The organism is Mycobacterium sp. MUNTM1, from assembly GCF_054660795.1.
This window is the reverse complement of record NZ_BAAGDE010000018.1, coordinates 58,116-73,502: the sequence shown is the minus strand read 5'-3', so window position 1 is coordinate 73,502 and position 15,387 is coordinate 58,116. Positions and strand designations below refer to the sequence as shown.

General features: G+C 67.2%; 19 protein-coding genes and 1 pseudogene. 12 read left to right on the top strand and 8 right to left on the bottom strand.

From position 1 onward, the window contains the following. Nucleotides 1–81 precede the first annotated feature (81 nt). Genes ACYQ8K_RS12900 through ACYQ8K_RS12890 form a run of 3 tightly spaced genes read left to right on the top strand, consistent with a single transcriptional unit; the run spans nucleotide 82 to nucleotide 1,507 of the window. Nucleotides 82–402 (top strand): metal-sensitive transcriptional regulator, encoded by a 321-nt coding sequence (locus ACYQ8K_RS12900; protein ID WP_459969455.1) that lies wholly within the window; start codon nucleotides 82–84, stop codon nucleotides 400–402. A 31-nt stretch (nucleotides 403–433) separates the two neighbouring features. Continuing rightward, nucleotides 434–1,048, top strand: a complete 615-nt coding sequence (locus ACYQ8K_RS12895) for a mycothiol-dependent nitroreductase Rv2466c family protein (protein WP_459969453.1) — start codon at nucleotides 434–436, stop codon at nucleotides 1,046–1,048. A gap of 57 nt (nucleotides 1,049–1,105) precedes the next feature. Then, nucleotides 1,106–1,507, top strand: coding sequence for a DUF302 domain-containing protein (locus tag ACYQ8K_RS12890; RefSeq protein ID WP_459969501.1), 402 nt, complete (start codon nucleotides 1,106–1,108; stop codon nucleotides 1,505–1,507). 27 nt (nucleotides 1,508–1,534) lie between these two features. On the opposite strand, the gene ACYQ8K_RS12885 is transcribed toward ACYQ8K_RS12890, so the two are convergent. Together ACYQ8K_RS12885 and ACYQ8K_RS12880 are read right to left on the bottom strand one after the other, a co-directional pair. Beyond that, nucleotides 1,535–1,705, bottom strand: coding sequence for a hypothetical protein (locus tag ACYQ8K_RS12885; protein ID WP_459969451.1), 171 nt, complete (start codon nucleotides 1,703–1,705; stop codon nucleotides 1,535–1,537). Nucleotides 1,706–1,787: 82 nt separating this feature from the next. Further along, nucleotides 1,788–1,904 (bottom strand): annotated as a pseudogene (locus ACYQ8K_RS12880) (alpha/beta hydrolase); the annotation flags it as partial. A 148-nt stretch (nucleotides 1,905–2,052) separates the two neighbouring features. Between ACYQ8K_RS12880 and ACYQ8K_RS12875 the strand changes: the two are divergent. Further along, the gene (locus ACYQ8K_RS12875; protein ID WP_459969449.1) at nucleotides 2,053–2,508 is read left to right on the top strand and encodes a MaoC family dehydratase; all 456 of its coding nucleotides are present in this window, start codon (nucleotides 2,053–2,055) and stop codon (nucleotides 2,506–2,508) included. Nucleotides 2,509–2,518: 10 nt separating this feature from the next. Here ACYQ8K_RS12875 and ACYQ8K_RS12870 read toward each other — a convergent pair whose 3' ends face one another. The 3 genes from ACYQ8K_RS12870 to ACYQ8K_RS12860 all read right to left on the bottom strand — a co-directional run bounded on the left by ACYQ8K_RS12870 (nucleotide 2,519) and on the right by ACYQ8K_RS12860 (nucleotide 5,757). Next, entirely contained in the window at nucleotides 2,519–3,811 is a 1,293-nt protein-coding gene (locus ACYQ8K_RS12870) for an acyl-CoA dehydrogenase family protein (protein ID WP_459969499.1), read from the bottom strand. A gap of 96 nt (nucleotides 3,812–3,907) precedes the next feature. Further along, entirely contained in the window at nucleotides 3,908–4,609 is a 702-nt protein-coding gene (locus ACYQ8K_RS12865) for a GAF and ANTAR domain-containing protein (protein WP_459969447.1), read from the bottom strand. Between the two features lie 53 nt (nucleotides 4,610–4,662). Next, a complete protein-coding gene (locus tag ACYQ8K_RS12860; RefSeq protein WP_459969445.1) occupies nucleotides 4,663–5,757 on the bottom strand; it encodes a F420-dependent hydroxymycolic acid dehydrogenase in 1,095 nt (364 codons plus the stop codon). 51 nt (nucleotides 5,758–5,808) lie between these two features. Here ACYQ8K_RS12860 and ACYQ8K_RS12855 point away from each other — a divergent pair, with 51 nt between their 5' ends. Continuing rightward, a complete protein-coding gene (locus ACYQ8K_RS12855; RefSeq protein ID WP_459969444.1) occupies nucleotides 5,809–6,414 on the top strand; it encodes a GNAT family N-acetyltransferase in 606 nt (201 codons plus the stop codon). A 64-nt stretch (nucleotides 6,415–6,478) separates the two neighbouring features. Next, a complete protein-coding gene (locus ACYQ8K_RS12850) occupies nucleotides 6,479–6,832 on the top strand; it encodes a hypothetical protein (protein ID WP_459969442.1) in 354 nt (117 codons plus the stop codon). A 34-nt stretch (nucleotides 6,833–6,866) separates the two neighbouring features. On the opposite strand, the gene ACYQ8K_RS12845 is transcribed toward ACYQ8K_RS12850, so the two are convergent. Next, complete coding sequence (locus ACYQ8K_RS12845; RefSeq protein WP_459969440.1) at nucleotides 6,867–7,541, bottom strand: TetR family transcriptional regulator; 675 nt, start codon at nucleotides 7,539–7,541, stop codon at nucleotides 6,867–6,869. Between the two features lie 70 nt (nucleotides 7,542–7,611). Here ACYQ8K_RS12845 and ACYQ8K_RS12840 point away from each other — a divergent pair, with 70 nt between their 5' ends. Genes ACYQ8K_RS12840 through ACYQ8K_RS12825 form a run of 4 tightly spaced genes read left to right on the top strand, consistent with a single transcriptional unit; the run spans nucleotide 7,612 to nucleotide 11,484 of the window. Continuing rightward, the gene (locus ACYQ8K_RS12840) at nucleotides 7,612–8,715 is read left to right on the top strand and encodes a ferredoxin reductase (protein ID WP_459969438.1); all 1,104 of its coding nucleotides are present in this window, start codon (nucleotides 7,612–7,614) and stop codon (nucleotides 8,713–8,715) included. Nucleotides 8,716–8,753: 38 nt separating this feature from the next. Continuing rightward, nucleotides 8,754–9,869, top strand: coding sequence for a fatty acid desaturase family protein (locus ACYQ8K_RS12835; RefSeq protein WP_459969436.1), 1,116 nt, complete (start codon nucleotides 8,754–8,756; stop codon nucleotides 9,867–9,869). A 44-nt stretch (nucleotides 9,870–9,913) separates the two neighbouring features. Further along, nucleotides 9,914–10,438: an SRPBCC family protein gene (locus tag ACYQ8K_RS12830; RefSeq protein ID WP_459969435.1), complete on the top strand. Its 525-nt coding sequence runs from the start codon at nucleotides 9,914–9,916 to the stop codon at nucleotides 10,436–10,438. Then, nucleotides 10,438–11,484 carry an LLM class flavin-dependent oxidoreductase gene (locus tag ACYQ8K_RS12825; protein WP_459969433.1) on the top strand — a complete coding sequence of 349 codons (1,047 nt, stop codon included), beginning with the start codon at nucleotides 10,438–10,440 and terminating at the stop codon, nucleotides 11,482–11,484. Before ACYQ8K_RS12830 ends, ACYQ8K_RS12825 begins: the two co-directional genes overlap by 1 nt. A gap of 52 nt (nucleotides 11,485–11,536) precedes the next feature. On the opposite strand, the gene ACYQ8K_RS12820 is transcribed toward ACYQ8K_RS12825, so the two are convergent. Continuing rightward, the gene (locus tag ACYQ8K_RS12820) at nucleotides 11,537–12,640 is read right to left on the bottom strand and encodes a DUF1214 domain-containing protein (RefSeq protein ID WP_459969431.1); all 1,104 of its coding nucleotides are present in this window, start codon (nucleotides 12,638–12,640) and stop codon (nucleotides 11,537–11,539) included. Then, nucleotides 12,637–13,212, bottom strand: a complete 576-nt coding sequence (locus tag ACYQ8K_RS12815) for a TetR/AcrR family transcriptional regulator (RefSeq protein ID WP_459969429.1) — start codon at nucleotides 13,210–13,212, stop codon at nucleotides 12,637–12,639. The genes ACYQ8K_RS12820 and ACYQ8K_RS12815 overlap by 4 nt, the downstream gene beginning before the upstream one ends. Nucleotides 13,213–13,240: 28 nt before the next feature. Here ACYQ8K_RS12815 and ACYQ8K_RS12810 point away from each other — a divergent pair, with 28 nt between their 5' ends. Both ACYQ8K_RS12810 and ACYQ8K_RS12805 read left to right on the top strand, forming a co-directional pair. Then, nucleotides 13,241–14,470: a sulfotransferase family protein gene (locus ACYQ8K_RS12810; RefSeq protein WP_459969427.1), complete on the top strand. Its 1,230-nt coding sequence runs from the start codon at nucleotides 13,241–13,243 to the stop codon at nucleotides 14,468–14,470. A gap of 29 nt (nucleotides 14,471–14,499) precedes the next feature. Then, nucleotides 14,500–15,387: an alpha/beta fold hydrolase gene (locus ACYQ8K_RS12805; RefSeq protein ID WP_459969425.1), complete on the top strand. Its 888-nt coding sequence runs from the start codon at nucleotides 14,500–14,502 to the stop codon at nucleotides 15,385–15,387.

The window sequence follows — 15,387 nt, the reverse complement described above, 5'->3', positions numbered from 1 at the left end:
CCACTCATACCCCATGCTGTACCCCCTGGGGTATCGTCTAGCACCATAAATATACCCAGCCGGGTATGGTATGAAGGAGTTATGGCAAACGAAGATCGCGGCAGTTCTCCGCTGGACGGCGAGGTCGCCAGACACAACCAAGGCGACATCGATGCCGTCCTGGCTCGGTTGCGCCGGGCGCAGGGTCAGCTCGGTGGCGTCATCTCGATGATCGAGCAGGGGCGTAGCTGCAAAGACGTCGTCACCCAGCTGGCGGCGGTATCACGGGCCCTGGACCGCGCGGGCTTCAAAATCATCGCGTCCGGCCTGCGCGACTGCATCATGCCGTCGGAGAACCAGTCCGACGGTGCCGCGCCATTGTCGATGGACGAGCTGGAAAGACTGTTTTTGAGCCTGGCCTGACGGCCCAGGATTTGAGGAAGGGGAAGGGCAGATGTCCTCCACCGAAAGTGATCGCACCGACCCGACCGTGACGCTGTGGCTGGACCCGGTGTGTCCGTTCTCGTGGAACACCGCCCGATGGCTGCGCGCCGTGGCCGAGACGACCGGATTGGTGATCGACTGGCAGTTGATGAGCCTGGCGGTGCTCAACGAGGGGCGCGAACTGCCACCCGCCCAGCAGGCGCGCATGCGGGACTCGCAGCAGATCGGCCGGCTGATGGCCGCCGTAGCGCGCGAGCACGGCGTCGCGGGATGGGCTGCCGCGTATTTCGCCTTCGGCGAGCGATATTTCGACCGCTCAGAACCCGTCAGCGCCAACCTCGTCGCGCAGCTTCTGATGGCGGCCGGGGCTCGGGGCGCCACGGCGTCGGCGGTCTCCGACGCATCCCTGGACGACGTCGTCCGGGCGCAACATCAGGCGGGCCAACAGGCGCTGGGCGAGACCGGCGGCAGCCCGATACTGCGGATCGGCGAACACACATTCTTCGGGCCGGTGCTCAAGGCGCTGCCGGATGCGCAGGCCGCGACCGCTGTGTTCGACGCGGTTGCCACTTTGGCCGCAACTCCGCAGTTCGCCCAGCTGCAGCGGCCGCGCACCGCGGCCTAGCCGGGCACGCGGCGACGAGGCATGGGCCGGTTCAACGGTGAAAATGAGGAGGAAAGAGTGAGATCGGCATTGAGCACCACGCTACACACCTCGTTCGAGGACGCGGTGGAACGGACCACAAAAGCGTTGGCGGAACAAGGTTTTGGCGTGCTGACTACGATCGACGTGAAGGCCACGCTGAAGCAGAAGCTCGGCGAGGAGATGGAGAACTATCTCATCCTGGGCGCCTGCAACCCGACGCTTGCGCATCGCGCGCTGGGCGTCCACCGCCAGATCGGCCAGTTGTTGCCGTGCAACGTGGTGGTGCGGTCCGACCCCGCCGGCGATGCCGATGCGGTTTTGGTGGAGGCGATGGATCCCCAGCTCATGGTCAAGCTGACCGGAGACCAGGCGGCGCTGCAGGAGGTTGCCGACCAGGCCACCGCCAAGCTGCAAGCCGCGATCGGCGCGCTCGGATAAATGCCGCGGCCGCGGCGGTGAGCGGCGTCAATCCTGGCTGCGGGCTTCGGCGCCCGACTCACCGGCGTCGAAGGAATCATCCGAACCCGCCGCGCCCACATACGAGCCGTCCTCCTCGCCCGCGGCGGCGCGGGATTGGGTCTGGTGCGTCTCAGGGTCCACGTCTTCCTCGGCTTTGTGGCCCTTGTGATCTGACATGATGGCTTCCTTTTCTGTGGAGGCAAGGTTCCGGAGGGATTCCCGCGACGCCTTACGTGTAACGGGCGGGCAGGGTCGGCTAGCGTGCCGACAGCGGCCAGGGGTGCATGAGCAACACCGGTCGACCGGTGCCGCCGGTGTCGTCGACGTGCAGGTGGGTGTCCTTGAGAATGCCGTGGTGCGCGATCACATCGGGCATGCAGTGGCCTTCCGCGAGGTTGGGGTCGAGTCGCCTTCCGGCTACTACCCGCGACGGCCGTGGACAAACCGTGCCGCGGATCGGCCGGATGGCCGGGGCGTGGACGCCCGGCGCTATTGTTAGCAGCCGAAGCCAAGGAGAAACGTCAATGCGCACCTTTGAATCAGTCACCGAACTCGCCGCCGCCGCGGGTGAAACCCTCGGGCACAGCGACTGGGTCACCATCACCCAGGACGACGTCAACCTGTTCGCCGATGCGACCGGCGATCACCAGTGGATCCATGTCGATCCGGAGCGGGCCGCGTCAGGTCCGTTCGGCAAGACCATCGCCCACGGTTTCATGACCTTGGCGTTGCTGCCGCAACTGCAGCACCAGATCTACACCGTCAACGGCATCAAGCTCGCAATCAACTACGGCCTCAACAAGGTTCGGTTCCCCGCCCCGGTCCCGGTCGGCTCCCGGGTGCGCGCGCAGAGTTCGTTGGTCAGCGTCGACGACGTGGGCAACGGCGCCGTGCAGGCGACGCTTTCGACCACCGTCGAGATCGACGGTTCGGCCAAGCCGGCGTGTGTGGCCGAAAGCGTGGTTCGTTTCGTCGCCTGACGCAGCGTCCCTAGAACTCGGCGACCGCGTGTTCCAGCCGCTCGGCCAGCCGAGCCTGCGCTTCGGCGCGCCGGGTCGGGATGTGGGCCGACGGGAAAGGCGTTGTCACCGGCTCGTATTCACGCAGGGTCCGGCGGGCGACCGTCATCTTGTGCAGCTCGGTGGCGCCGTCGGCGATGCCGAGCGACTCGGCGGCCACCAACATCTTGACGAACGGCATCTCGTCGGAGACGCCGAGCGCGCCGTGCAGGTGCAGCGCGCGCTGCGCGACGTCGTGCAGCACCTGGGGCATCGCGACTTTCACGGCCGCGATGTCGCGGCGCACCTTCTGGTAGTCGTCGTGCTTGTCGATCAACCAGGCGGTGCGCAACACCAGCAGCCGGAACTGCTCGATCTGAATCCAGCTGTCGGCGATCTTCTCCTGCGTCATCTGGAAGTCGGACAGGTGGCCGTGCCGGGTCTTACGTGACACGGCGCGTTCGCACATCATGTCAAAGGCCTTGCGCGCCAGCGCGATCGTGCGCATCGCGTGGTGGATGCGGCCGCCGCCCAGCCGGGTCTGTGCGATCATGAACGCCGCACCCTCGCCGCCGAGCACGTGATCGGCCGGCACCCGGACGTCGTTGTAACGGACGTAGCCGTGCGAACCGTGCTTCGACTCGCCGCCCACTCCGACGTTGCGAACGATCTCGATCCCCGGCGTCTCGCCCGGAACGATGAAGAGCGACATCTTCTCGTACGTGCGGGCATCGGGCTTGGTCACCGCCATGACGATGAAGAACGACGCGTGCCTGGCGTTGCTGGAGAACCACTTCTCCCCGTTGATGACCCAGTCGTCCCCGTCGCGGGTCGCGCTCGTCACGAACATCCCGGGATCCGAGCCGCCCTGTGGTTCGGTCATCGAGTAGCACGAGGTGATCTCGCCATCCAGCAACGGCTGCAGGTAGCGGGCCTTCTGCTCGTCGGTGCCGAACAGCGCAAGGATCTCGGCGTTGCCGGAATCCGGCGCCTGGCAGCCGAAAACCGAAGGCGCCCAACGGGAGCGCCCGAGTATCTCGTTGAGCAGGGCGAGCTTGACCTGGCCGAAGCCCTGACCGCCGAGTTCGGGGCGCAGGTGCGCGGCCCACAGACCCTGGTCCTTCACCTGCTGCTGCAAGGGCCGCAGGATGGCCATCATCTCGGGATTCTTCTTGTCGTACGGATCAAGCGCGACCAGGTCGAGCGGTTCCAGCTCGTCGGTCATGAATTTTTCGACCCAGTCCAGCTTTGCCTGGTATTCGGGGTCCGTTTCGAAGTCCCACACGGTGGCCGACCAATCCCCGGCGCAACGCCGCGCCGGACTCGTTGATAAAGCCATCCCATCCTAGAGCGGGGCGTTCACCCCGGTTCCGCCAAGGACCTATTCGTGCGCACCGCGGGTGTCGATGATCCGCTGGGCGATGTCGACCAGTTTCATCTGGTTCTCCTGCGAGAGCGTCCGGAGCAAGTCGAAGGCCCGCACGTCGTCCACGCCGAAGCGCTCCATGATGATGCCCTTGGCCTGACCGATGCGGTCCCGCGTCGATACCGCCGAATACAGTTGTTCCGCATGGCTTCCCGCCAGGATCGCCGCGGCGGCGTGCGCGGCGAAGACGGAGCCGATGGTCTCGGCTTCGGTGTCCCACACGTTGGCTTGACGGCCGAACAGGTTCAGGGCGCCGGCGGTGCGGTCCGCGGTGTACAGCTTGAAGGACAGGCTGCTGAGGACGCCCAGCTCTACCGCGGCGGGCGCGTACTTGGGCCAGCGCGACTCGTTGCGCAGGTCGTCACTGCGCACGATCGTCTCCCGCAGAGCGGCCTCGGCGCAGGGCCCCTCACCGAAATCGTGCTGCAACTTGTCGAGCTGCGCGGCCAGGCCGTCGGTGTCGGCCAGCGATTCGAACTCGCCACCTTTCTTCACCAGCAGCACACCCGCGATGTCGGCGCCCGGTATCAGCTCGACGGCCATCGTGGTCACCTCGGCCAGCACCCGATCGAGGCGGCGCGGCGCGGCGATACCGCGGGCGAGCTCGGCCATCCGCATGGCCAGCTGGTGGCGGGAACCGGGATCTGAAACGTCCATAGGATCCCGATTGTGCATGATCCGCCTATTACGTGTAACCCGCGTGGCGCCGTTCAGCGCAATTTCGGCAAGACGTTGCTGCGGTAGAACTCGATGGCGACGACGGGATCGTCTTGGGGGAAGTGCAGGAACGGGATGGCGCCCGCGTCGAGGACCCGCTGCACGGCGTCGATGTGCGGGGCGGGGTCGGTGCCGACGGTCCAGCCGGCGAGCACCTTGTCGATGGGGTTGGACTCGGCCGCGCGCTGGATCTCGACGGGATTGGGCTGATCGACGGCCCCGGCCGTGAAGCGCCACAGCGTGGCGGCCCGAGTGGCCTCGGCGTTATCGCCGACGACCGCGAACAGTTCGGCGCGCTTGCCCAGCGTGGCGGCGTCACGCCCGGCGGATTGCGCGCCGGCAGCGAAGGCCGCCAACAGTTTTGGGTTCGTGACATCGTGGGCCTGGGTGATCCAGCCGTCGCCCCGCTGTCCGGCGAGCTTCGCGCTCTTCGGGCCGGCGGCGGCCACGAAGATCGGTGGGGGCGTGGCCGGGACGTCGTAGAGCTTCAGCGAATTCGTTTGGAAATACCGGCCGGAGAAGGAGATTCGCGCGCCACTCCACAGCTGCCGGATCAGGTCGATCGCTTCGGCAAGCCGGTCGTGGCGCTCGGCGTAGTTGCCGTAGGTGTTGGTGGTGGCCTGTTCGTTGAGGTGCTCGCCGGTGCCCACCCCGAGAAAGACCCTGCCCGGGTTGAGGATCGCCAGGGAGGCGAACGCCTGGGCGACCGTGGCGGGGTGGTACCGGTAGGTCGGACACGTCACCCCGGTGCCGAACGAAACGCGGCTGGTGCCGCTGCCCACCAGCGCCAGCGTCAGCCAGGGAAACATCGCGTGGCCTTCGTTGTCCTGCCAGGGCTGGATGTGATCGCTGGCCCACACGTATTGAAAGCCCGCCTGTTCGGCAGCCTGAGCCTGTGCCACCAGCCGATCGGTGCGGAACTGCTCGTGCGAGAGCACGAATCCCACGCCCTTGCCCGCCGGTGGCGGACCGCTGGACTTGCCATGCTCACCCGCCGGTTTGGCGCATCCGTCGGCCAGCCCGACGGACCCGAGCATGCCCGCGCCGGCCGCCACCCGCCCGAACGCTCGCCGCGAGATGCCGGTCACCGGATCGGCATACCCGTACCACCGGGCCTCACACGCACTAGCGTGTTGCGGATGACCCCGCAGGTCCGACCGGCCGTCAAAGCCGATGTCCGCGCGCTGTCGCGCACGCTGGCGCGCGCATTCTTCGACGATCCGGTGATGATCTGGCTGATTCCCGATCAGGACAAGCGGACCGCGCACCTGGCCCGCCTGTTCGCGACGATGACGCGCCACCACCACCTCGCCCGCGGCGGCGTGGAGGTGGCCTGCGCGGACGCGGGTATCGGCGCTGCGGCCCTGTGGGATCCGCCCGACCAGTGGCAGGAGACGTCTCGCGCGCAGCTGGCGATGACCCCGACGTTCATCCGGGTGTTCGGCCTGCGCTCGATGCGTGGACGCGCAATCCAGGACCTGATGAAGAGCGTGCACCCCGCCGAACCGCACTGGTATCTGGCCGTGATCGGCAGCGATCCGGACGTCCGTGGCAAGGGATTCGGTCAGGCGTTGATGAGGTCGCGGCTGGACCGCTGCGACGCCGAGTACTGCCCGGCCTACCTCGAGTCGAGCAAGCCCGAAAACGTGCCCTACTACGAGCGATTCGGCTTCACGGTCACCCGGGAGATCGCCCTGCCGGACGATGGCCCCACCCTGTGGGCCATGTGGCGGCCGCCGCGCTAGCGGATAAACGGAATGGCGTCCTGCCCGCGTTTAACCCCCCGATGGCGCGGGCAACCGTTTTGGCATGAGCGATAACCCCCAGCCGGACGAGCTGGTTGATCCGGCGGACTTCCCCGCAGAGGGCGGCCCCGGTGACACCCTGAACGCGAGCGAAGGCACCGACTCGGACGAGCTGCGCAACGACGACGGCGACATCGTCGTCGACCCGCCCGAGGGCTGGAGCGAGGCCAACCGGTTCGGCGTGACGGCCCGCGAGGAGCGCGAGGGCGAATCCCTCGACGCTCGGTTGGCGGCCGAGGAGCCCGACGTTCCCGATGACATCGAGCCGGTGGACGACAAACCGCGGCGCGCCCATCGGGGCCAGATCGACGGCACCCCCGAGGACGGCGACTCGCTGTACGACGTCGTCGACGAGTAAGTCAGTGCTCGGCTGTTTACTCCAGCCGACGCACTCAGGGTGTGCTTTGCCAGCCGGCGATGCCCGTGGCGATCATCCTCAGCTGCTTGACCGCGAGCCGGCGAATGTCTTCGGTCGCCTCGGTGCTCTGCGAATCCTCGATGGCCTCCGCGATCACGATCATGGCGTTGACGAACAGGGTCGCCAGCACGTTGAGGTCCTCGGTGGTCCACTTGTTCAGCCCGGGGAATCGCGCCAGGTCGGTCGCCAGTTCGGAGGTGATCAGCCGGATCTCCGTGCGGATCGCGTACCGCAGCACCGACAACCCGCTGTTGCGTTCGCGGCCGATGAGCCGCCAGTGTTCGCGTCTGTCGGCGACGCTGGCGACCAGGATCTCGACGGACGACTCGATCACCCGGTTCGGGTCGAGCTTGCCGGCACGGGCATCACGCAGCGTGTCGCGCAGGCTCCGGAACGACTCGTCGATCAAGACCAGGCCGAGGGCCTCCATCGATTCGAAATGCCGGTAGAACGCCGCTGGAACGATCCCGACCTCGCGCGTCACCTCGCGCAGGCTGAGGCTGGAGAAGCTGCGGTCCTGCAACAGCTTGAGCGCCGCCGCGATGATGGCCCGACGGGTCGCCTCCTTGCGCTCCTCCCGCGACGGGCTTTCCCGCGAGCGCTCGCGACCAGAGCCGCGCCCGCGTGAGCTAGGAGTACGGCTGTTCACTGTGTGAACCCTACCACAGCGAGGCAGTAAACCCTTGACGGCATGGGCGTTGCGGACGCACGGTGTACATATGTTCACTCAAACCGCTCAAGCTTCTGGCCGAGTCCTCGCGCGGACCCTTCGGCAGCGCGTGTTGGGTTCAGAGCTCTTAGACCTGTTGACCGGTCCACACGGCGTCGATCGCTACACCGAGCTGGTGGCGCCGACCTGGACGCTGGGCGAAGCCCGCGCCAAAGTGGCCGACGTGCGCCGGAGCACCCCGCGCAGTGTCACCCTGACCCTGACCCCCAACGACACCTTCCTGTCCGCCCACCGCCTGAAGGCCGGCCAGTACGTCAACCTCACCGTCGAGATCGACGGCCGCCGGCACACCCGCTGCTATTCACCCGCCAATGCCGAAGGGACCGCCGGCCTTGAGCTGACCATCGGCCGCCACGACGGCGGCCTCGTCTCGAACTATCTGTACGAACACGCCCACCGTGGCATGGTGGTCGGTCTGACGGGCATCGGCGGCGACTTCACGTTGCCGGCGCGCGGACCGCAAAGCCCGCAGCGCATCCTCTTCATTTCCGGGGGCAGCGGTATCACCCCCGTGCTGTCGATGGCGCGCACCCTGGTCGCGCAGGGCCATCCGGGCGAGATCGCATTCATCCACTACGCCCGCACGCCCGCCGAGGCGTGCTACCGCGACGAGCTGGCCGCGATGGCCTCGGTGCGGGTGCTGCACGGTTATACCCGGTCCGACGACGGCGACCTCGCCGGGCGATTCGGGCCGGAGCATCTGGCCGCCGCGATGCCGTCACCCGACGCGGTATTCGTCTGCGGGCCAACGCCTCTGGTCGAGGCCGTCCAAAAGAACTGCGACAACGTCTACACCGAGAGCTTCGTGCCGCCGGTCTTCGGTGCGCCCGCAAATCCGTCGGGTGGGCGAGTCACCTTCGCCGACAGCGGAGTTGACATCGTCGACGATGGGCGGCCGCTGCTGGAGCAGGCCGAATCGGCGGGCCTGACGCCCGAAAACGGATGCCGGATGGGCATCTGTCACACCTGCACGCGGCGCAAAACCGCCGGCACCGTGCGCAACCTGGTCACCGGTGCGGTCTCGACCGCTCCCGATGAGGACGTGCATATCTGCGTGTCCGTTCCGGTCGGTGACGTGGACCTGTCGCTGTAAAAGCCAACTCAGCTCATAAACCGCTTGGAGGACAAGCAATGTCGAACGACAAGATCACCCTGACACGCGAACAGGCCGACGCGTTCGGCCGTGAACTCGACGCCATCAAGGAACGCGTGATGGCGGAACTCGGCGAGCAGGACGCCGACTACATCCGCCGCGTCATCAAGACGCAGCGCGCCCTAGAGGTCGGCGGCCGCGCGCTGTTGTTCGCCGGGTTCCTGCCGCCGGCATGGCTGGCCGGCACCACGATGCTGGGCCTGTCGAAGATCCTCGACAACATGGAGATCGGCCACAACATCATGCACGGCCAGTACGACTGGATGCGCGACCCGGCCATCTCCGGGCGCACCTTCGAGTGGGACACGGCGTGCCCGGCCGATCAATGGCGGCACTCGCACAACTACATGCACCACACCCACACCAACATCGTGGGGATGGACCGCGACATCGGCTACGGAATTTTGCGGATGAGCGAGGACCAGCGGTGGCAGCCGTACTTTCTCGGCAACCCGATCTACGCCTTCCTGCTGATGGTGTTGTTCCAGTACGGCGTCGCGCTGCACGAGCTGGAAACCGAGCGCATCCGCTCCGGTGAGATCCGGCTCGAGGACAAGCGCGAAGTCCTGCGGGCCATCTGGAAGAAGACCCGTCGCCAGACCCTCAAGGACTACGTCGCCTTCCCGCTGCTGGCCGGGCCCATCGCGCCCTTCGTCTTCACCGGCAACCTCACCGCCAACCTGATGCGCAACGTGTGGTCGTACATGATCATCTTCTGCGGCCACTTTCCGGACGGCACACAAGAATTCACCGTCGAGGAGACCAAGGACGAATCGCGCGGAATGTGGTACTTCCGCCAGGTGCTGGGCTCGGCAAACCTCACTGGCGGCAAGCTCTTTCACCTGCTCTCCGGCAACCTGTCGCACCAGATCGAGCACCACCTGTTCCCCGACATGCCGGCCCGCCGGTACTCCGAGATCGCGGCCGAGGTGCAGGAGATCTGTGAACGCTACGGCATCCCCTACAACCGCGGCCCGCTGCTGCGCCAGTTCGGTACCGTCGTCCGCAAGATCGTCCGGCTGACCTTCCCGGACTCCTGGGTGCGGAAGGCCGGCGCCGAGAAGTCGCCCGAGCCCGAGCCGGTCGCCGCGTAAATCCACGCCGGGCGGGCATTGCCTCGCGCCGCGACGGGGGGACAATGAGGTCCGTGGAATGGACCGGCGCGCGTTATGCGGATACCCCGACAGTGGAAGCTTCGACGTGGATTGACGCCGACCCGGCCCGGGTCTGGAGCCTGGTCTCCGATATCGCCCTGATGCCCGCGTTCAGCAGCGAGCTCAAGGCCGTGGAATGGGCGCAGGGATGCGATGGCCCCCGGGTCGGCGCTCGCTTCATCGGACACAACGAGCACGACGCGTTCGGGCAGTGGAGCAGCACGTCGCAGATCGTCGCCTGCGATCGGCCGCACGAATTCACCTGGGCCGTCGGGGAACCCGACAACCCCGCGGCGATGTGGCGATTCCGGCTGGCGCCCCGCGACGGCGGCACCGTCCTGAGTTACTGGATGCAGATGGGACCGGGCCGCTCGGGCCTGTCGGTGGCGATCGAGTCGATGCCCGATAAGGAGCAGAAGATCGTGTTCGTGCGGTTGCGCGAATTCGAGGGTGCGATCGGTAAGACCCTGGCGGCGATCAAACGGCTGGCCGAACACGGAGTGCATTGATGCGGAGCGCCACGACGGTCGAGCTCTCCGGTGCCGGGAGCGAGGCCGCCGAGGTGGTGGCGTTGGCCGTCGAGGCGGAGAAGCTGGGTCTGGACGTGTGCTGGGTGGCCGAGGCGTGGGGCGCCGATGCGCCGTCGGCGCTGGGCTACCTGGCGGCCCGCACCGAGCGGATGCTGCTGGGTTCCGGCGTGCTGCAGGTCGGCACCCGCTCGCCGGTGATGGTCGCCCAGACCGCGATCACGCTGTCCAACCTGTCGAACGGGCGATTCCTGCTCGGGTTGGGCGCATCGGGGCCGCAGGTGATCGAGGGCCTGCACGGCGCCTCGTTCAGCCGACCGCTGGCGCGCGTCGCCGAGACGATCGACGTCGTGCGGCAGGCGTTCGCGGGCGGGAAAATCTCTTATGCCGGAAAGGAATTCGAGATCCCCCGGCCCGGCGAGGCGGTACCCATGCGGTTGTCGAACCGCCCCGAGCATCCCATTCCGGTGTACCTGGCCGCCCTGTCACCGGCGATGCTGCGGTTGACCGGACGGGTCGCCGACGGGTGGCTGGGTACCAGCTTCGTCCCCGAGGGCGCCGGCGACGCTTACTTCTCCCACCTCGACGACGGGCTGGCCGCCGGTAATCGCACCCGGGCCGACATCGACATCTGTCAGGGCGCCGAAGTCGGTTTTGCCGCAGACGAGGACGAGCTGCTGGGCATGGTCGCGGGCCGCAAGAAGGAGCTGGCCTTCAGCCTCGGCGGCATGGGATCGTCGAGCACGAATTTCTACAACCGGGCCTACAGCCGGCAGGGCTGGGCCGACGTCGCCGCCGAGGTGCACGAGCGCTGGCAGCGCGGCGACCGGGACGGGGCCGCCGGCCTGGTGACCGACGAGATGGTGCTGGCCACCACGCTCATCGGCACCGAGGAGATGGTCGCCGCACGCCTGGCGGTGTGGCGCGATGCCGGCGTGAACACCGTGCGGCTGTATCCCGCTGGCGCGACGCTGGAGGCCAAGCTGGAGACGCTGGGCCGGGCGATCGAACTGGTCCGCCAGGTCTAGTGGCGATCGCGAGGGCGGCGTTGCCGGGCAAAGCGGGTCGGCGCCATCCAACCTAGCTGACGTCGGTGGGGGCGTCGGCCGCCTTGACGAGTTTCACCTCGGGCCGCTGCGGCACGCCGTCGGCGAGGAACCACCGAAATGCCAGGTTGCCACGCGGATAGCCCAGCGTGGTAAGCGAATTCGGGTGCGCCGTCTTGCCGGCGGACAAGACGACCGTCACGGAACCGTCGCCGTTGAGGACGGCGCTGTGGCCGTTCAGCGAGCATCGGGCGTCCTCCGGGCCGACCGTCGCCATGAACTGGTTCCACACCACCAGGTTCCAGAACCGGCACGACGGCGGCCGGTGCGTGATCACCAGCGCCTCGTCCTCGTCGAGCACGAAGCTGCCGTAGGAGTAGCAGGCGTCGCGCGCCGACCAGCCGAAGTTGGCGTCCGGCACCTGATAGGGATCGGCGAAAGCGTTGGCGGCATGGGCGGTTTCGTGGCCCAGAGCATGCTGATCGTCGACCCGGTTTCCCACGGCCAGCGGCACGATCGCGAACATTGTCCGCAACCAGGCGTCGGCCGCGCGCAGGCTCGCCGCGGTCTCGGCGTCACCGTGCCGGATCGGGTCGGGCTCGTCGAGCGCCTCGATGTGCCAGGTCACCGGGCGGCCGGTCAGGGGATCGGCCTGATAGTCGCGGGTCATCAGCACGGCCGCGTCGGGCGTGGCGGGAAATTCGAAGGTGAAGTTGCCGTCGGCGTCGATATCGAGGTCGGTGTCGCGGACGATCGCGACGACCCGATCCGACCAGGCGCCCGGTGTTGGCTCGTTGTAGGCAGTCACCGAAAAGTACACGCTGTCACCCTTGTTCCCGCTGATCCGGTATCGGCGCGTGGGATCGACCGGGCAGATGAAGTAGTAGGCGTCGGTGTTGTCCCCGCCCCAGCGGCGATCGCGGCGAAAGGGCGTGTTGACCGCGACGAACTGCGGCCGGCCCGGCTCGGGGAACAGGTAGGTATCCAGGGCCACGCCCAGGGTGGCGGCCAGCATGCGGTAGCCGTCGGCGATGTGGCGGTCGTCCGTGACGGCGCGGTCACCCTCGAGGAATGAGTGCCCCAGTTCGCCAAGGGTTTTCAGTAGGTCCTGCCATGCCTCGGTCGATTGGTGCGTCATGCGCTGATTCCTTTCAGGAGCAACCTGGTGGTGCGATCGACCCACGCGTCGTCGAGTTCGTCGGGACGGGTGAGCAGGCCCATCAACGTGATGCCGGCGATGGCCTCGGTGAGTTCGGCGGCGGTCACGCCGGCGCGAACCTCGCCACGGGCCGCGGCGCGCTGCAGCAGCTCGGTGAGGCCGCCGCCGATGACGTCGGCGAACCGTTCCAGCAGCGCCGAGTGGAGCGTCGGGTCGGCCGCCATCTCGGCGACCAGACCCGGGAGCGCCGCCCGGGCAGGCGGCGTGCTCAGGAAAGCCATTGAGCGACTGACCATTTCGTGCAGATCCTCGGGAAGTGACCCGGTATCCGGAAGCTCCGTTGCGGCGCCGATGGGGAACACCGCCTCGTGCACGAGGTGCGCCTTGCTCGGCCAGCGCCGGTAGATGGCGGGTTTGCTGGTGCCGGCGCGCTCGGCGATCGCGGAGACCAACAACGAGGCGTAGCCGGTTTCGGCGAGAAGCTCAACGGTGGCGGTGAGCACCGCACCGTCGATACGCGGATCACGAGGTCGTCCAAAGTCTACTACCATTACGAAACTCAGAGTAACATAAGTTGGCGTGAACGTTCGCCTTGACGACCTCGCCCAGCCCCAATTCAGCGCCCAGGGCCAGCAGATTCTGGACATGATGGCCGCGATGGCCCCGGAGTGCCCGTTGGATGCCGACGCGCTGCACGCCAAGGCCAGCGCCGACACCGGCCTGCGCGATTTCGGTCCCGACGACTACCGCGAGCGCCTCGATGTCTACCTCGCCGCGCTGCGTGAGATCGACGGGTTGCACGACGCCGGGGTGGTCAACTTCTACGGGCAGCTGCTGCAGGTCCTCAAGAACCGGTTGCTGCTGACGGACCTGCTGACTCGCCATCCCGAGATCAACCGGATCGAACTGCGCTCGCCGGTGGTCATCGCCGGGCTGCCCCGCACCGGCACCACGCACCTGCACAACCTGCTGGCCGCGCCGCCGACCTTCCGCACCATGCCGTACTGGGAAAGCAACGAACCGTTCCCGATGCCGAATGAAGTTGGCGTGCAACCGGATCCGCGGCGAACCCGAATGGACGTCGCGGTCGGCGTGATCAACATGGTGATGCCGCATTTCCCGCTCATGCACGAAATGACCACCGACCACGTCCACGAAGAGATCCAGCTGCTGGCCAACGACGTGTCCACGATGCTGCTCGAGACGCTCGCCGACGTACCCCGCTGGCGTGACTACTACCAGGCCCACGATCAGACGCCGCACTACCAATACCTGGCCACGCAGCTCCGGGCGATGCAGTTCCTGCGCGGCGGGCGGCGCTGGCTGCTCAAATCGCCACAGCATCTCGAGCAGGTGCCCGTGCTGAATCGGGTGTTCCCCGACAGCATCGTCGTGTTCACCCATCGCGACCCGGTGCCGGTGGCCCTGTCGATGATCGCGATGATCACCTACTCCGCCCGCATGCACCGCTCGCCGGTGCCGGTGGAACAGATCGCCAACTCCTGGATCGACCGCCTCGACCAGATGCTCACCGCGCTCGTCCGCGACCGCAGCACCATCGGTCCGGACCGCTCGATCGACATCCGGTTCGACGACTTCATGGCGGACGAACTCGGCGTCGCCGAACGGGTATACGCGCTGGCCGGCGAACCGTTGACCGACGAGGCGCGCGCCGCCCTCGGCGACTACCTCGCGGGCCACCGCCGCGGGCGACTCGGCAGTGTCGAGACGTCGTACGAGATGTTCGGGTTGGACGAGGGCGACCTGCGCGAGCGCTTCGCGCCGTACGTCGAGCGGTTTCTGGCCTAAGACTTACCGAGCGGCTACGTTCTCAATTCATGGTCACTATGCCCGCGCTGGACGGTGTGGAACACAGGTACGTCGATCTGGGAAGCGGCGTGACGATCCATGTCGCGGACGCGGGGCCGGCGAGCGGGCCGGTGGTGATGTTGGTGCACGGCTTCCCGCAGAACTGGTGGGAATGGCGCGAGCTGATCGGGCCGCTGGCCGCCGACGGCTACCGGGTGCTGTGTCCGGACCTGCGCGGCTCGGGCTGGAGCTCGGCGCCGCGCACCAGCTACACCAAGGACGAGATGGCAGACGATCTGGCCGGGGTGCTGGATCGCTTGGGTGTCGCGACGGTCAAGCTGGTGGCCCACGACTGGGGCGGGCCGGTCGCGTTCATCATGATGCTGCGCCACCCGGACCGGGTGACCGGGTTCTTCGGGGTGAATACCGTTGCGCCGTGGGTGAAGCCGAGCCTGTCGACGCTGCGTAACATCTGGCGGTTCTGGTATCAGGTCCCGATTTCGCTGCCGGTCATCGGGCCGCGAGTGATCAGCGATCCCAACTCCCGGTTCGTCCGAATGCTCGGGTCTTGGGTCGGCGGTGGTTACACCCTGCCCGAGGACGACACCCGCATGTACCTCGAGTGCATGCAACAGCCCGGCCACGCGGAGGCCGGCTCGCGGTGGTACCGCAGCTTCCAGACCAAAGAGATGCGCAAGTGGATGCGCGGCCAGTACAACGATGCTCGCGTCGACGTGCCGGTCCGCTGGCTGACCGGAACCAAAGACCCGGTGATCACGCCGGACCTCACCGACGGATATGCCGACCGCATCGAAGATTTCAAGGTCGAGCTGGTCGATGACGTCGGCCATTGGATCGTCGACCAGCGGCCCGATCTGGTCCTGGACCGGGTTCGCGCGTTTCTCACCGTAAAGTAA

Coding starts and splice junctions, on each gene's coding strand:
- ACYQ8K_RS12895 (WP_459969453.1), top strand. CDS start 434: ATGTCCTCCACCGAAAGTGATCGCACCGACCCGACCGTGACGCTGTGG.
- ACYQ8K_RS12825 (WP_459969433.1), top strand. CDS start 10,438: ATGCGGAGCGCCACGACGGTCGAGCTCTCCGGTGCCGGGAGCGAGGCC.
- ACYQ8K_RS12850 (WP_459969442.1), top strand. CDS start 6,479: ATGAGCGATAACCCCCAGCCGGACGAGCTGGTTGATCCGGCGGACTTC.
- ACYQ8K_RS12840 (WP_459969438.1), top strand. CDS start 7,612: ATGTTCACTCAAACCGCTCAAGCTTCTGGCCGAGTCCTCGCGCGGACC.
- ACYQ8K_RS12805 (WP_459969425.1), top strand. CDS start 14,500: ATGGTCACTATGCCCGCGCTGGACGGTGTGGAACACAGGTACGTCGAT.
- ACYQ8K_RS12885 (WP_459969451.1), bottom strand. CDS start 1,705: ATGTCAGATCACAAGGGCCACAAAGCCGAGGAAGACGTGGACCCTGAG.
- ACYQ8K_RS12855 (WP_459969444.1), top strand. CDS start 5,809: ATGACCCCGCAGGTCCGACCGGCCGTCAAAGCCGATGTCCGCGCGCTG.
- ACYQ8K_RS12865 (WP_459969447.1), bottom strand. CDS start 4,609: ATGGACGTTTCAGATCCCGGTTCCCGCCACCAGCTGGCCATGCGGATG.
- ACYQ8K_RS12835 (WP_459969436.1), top strand. CDS start 8,754: ATGTCGAACGACAAGATCACCCTGACACGCGAACAGGCCGACGCGTTC.
- ACYQ8K_RS12875 (WP_459969449.1), top strand. CDS start 2,053: ATGCGCACCTTTGAATCAGTCACCGAACTCGCCGCCGCCGCGGGTGAA.
- ACYQ8K_RS12815 (WP_459969429.1), bottom strand. CDS start 13,212: ATGGTAGTAGACTTTGGACGACCTCGTGATCCGCGTATCGACGGTGCG.
- ACYQ8K_RS12820 (WP_459969431.1), bottom strand. CDS start 12,640: ATGACGCACCAATCGACCGAGGCATGGCAGGACCTACTGAAAACCCTT.
- ACYQ8K_RS12900 (WP_459969455.1), top strand. CDS start 82: ATGGCAAACGAAGATCGCGGCAGTTCTCCGCTGGACGGCGAGGTCGCC.
- ACYQ8K_RS12830 (WP_459969435.1), top strand. CDS start 9,914: ATGAGGTCCGTGGAATGGACCGGCGCGCGTTATGCGGATACCCCGACA.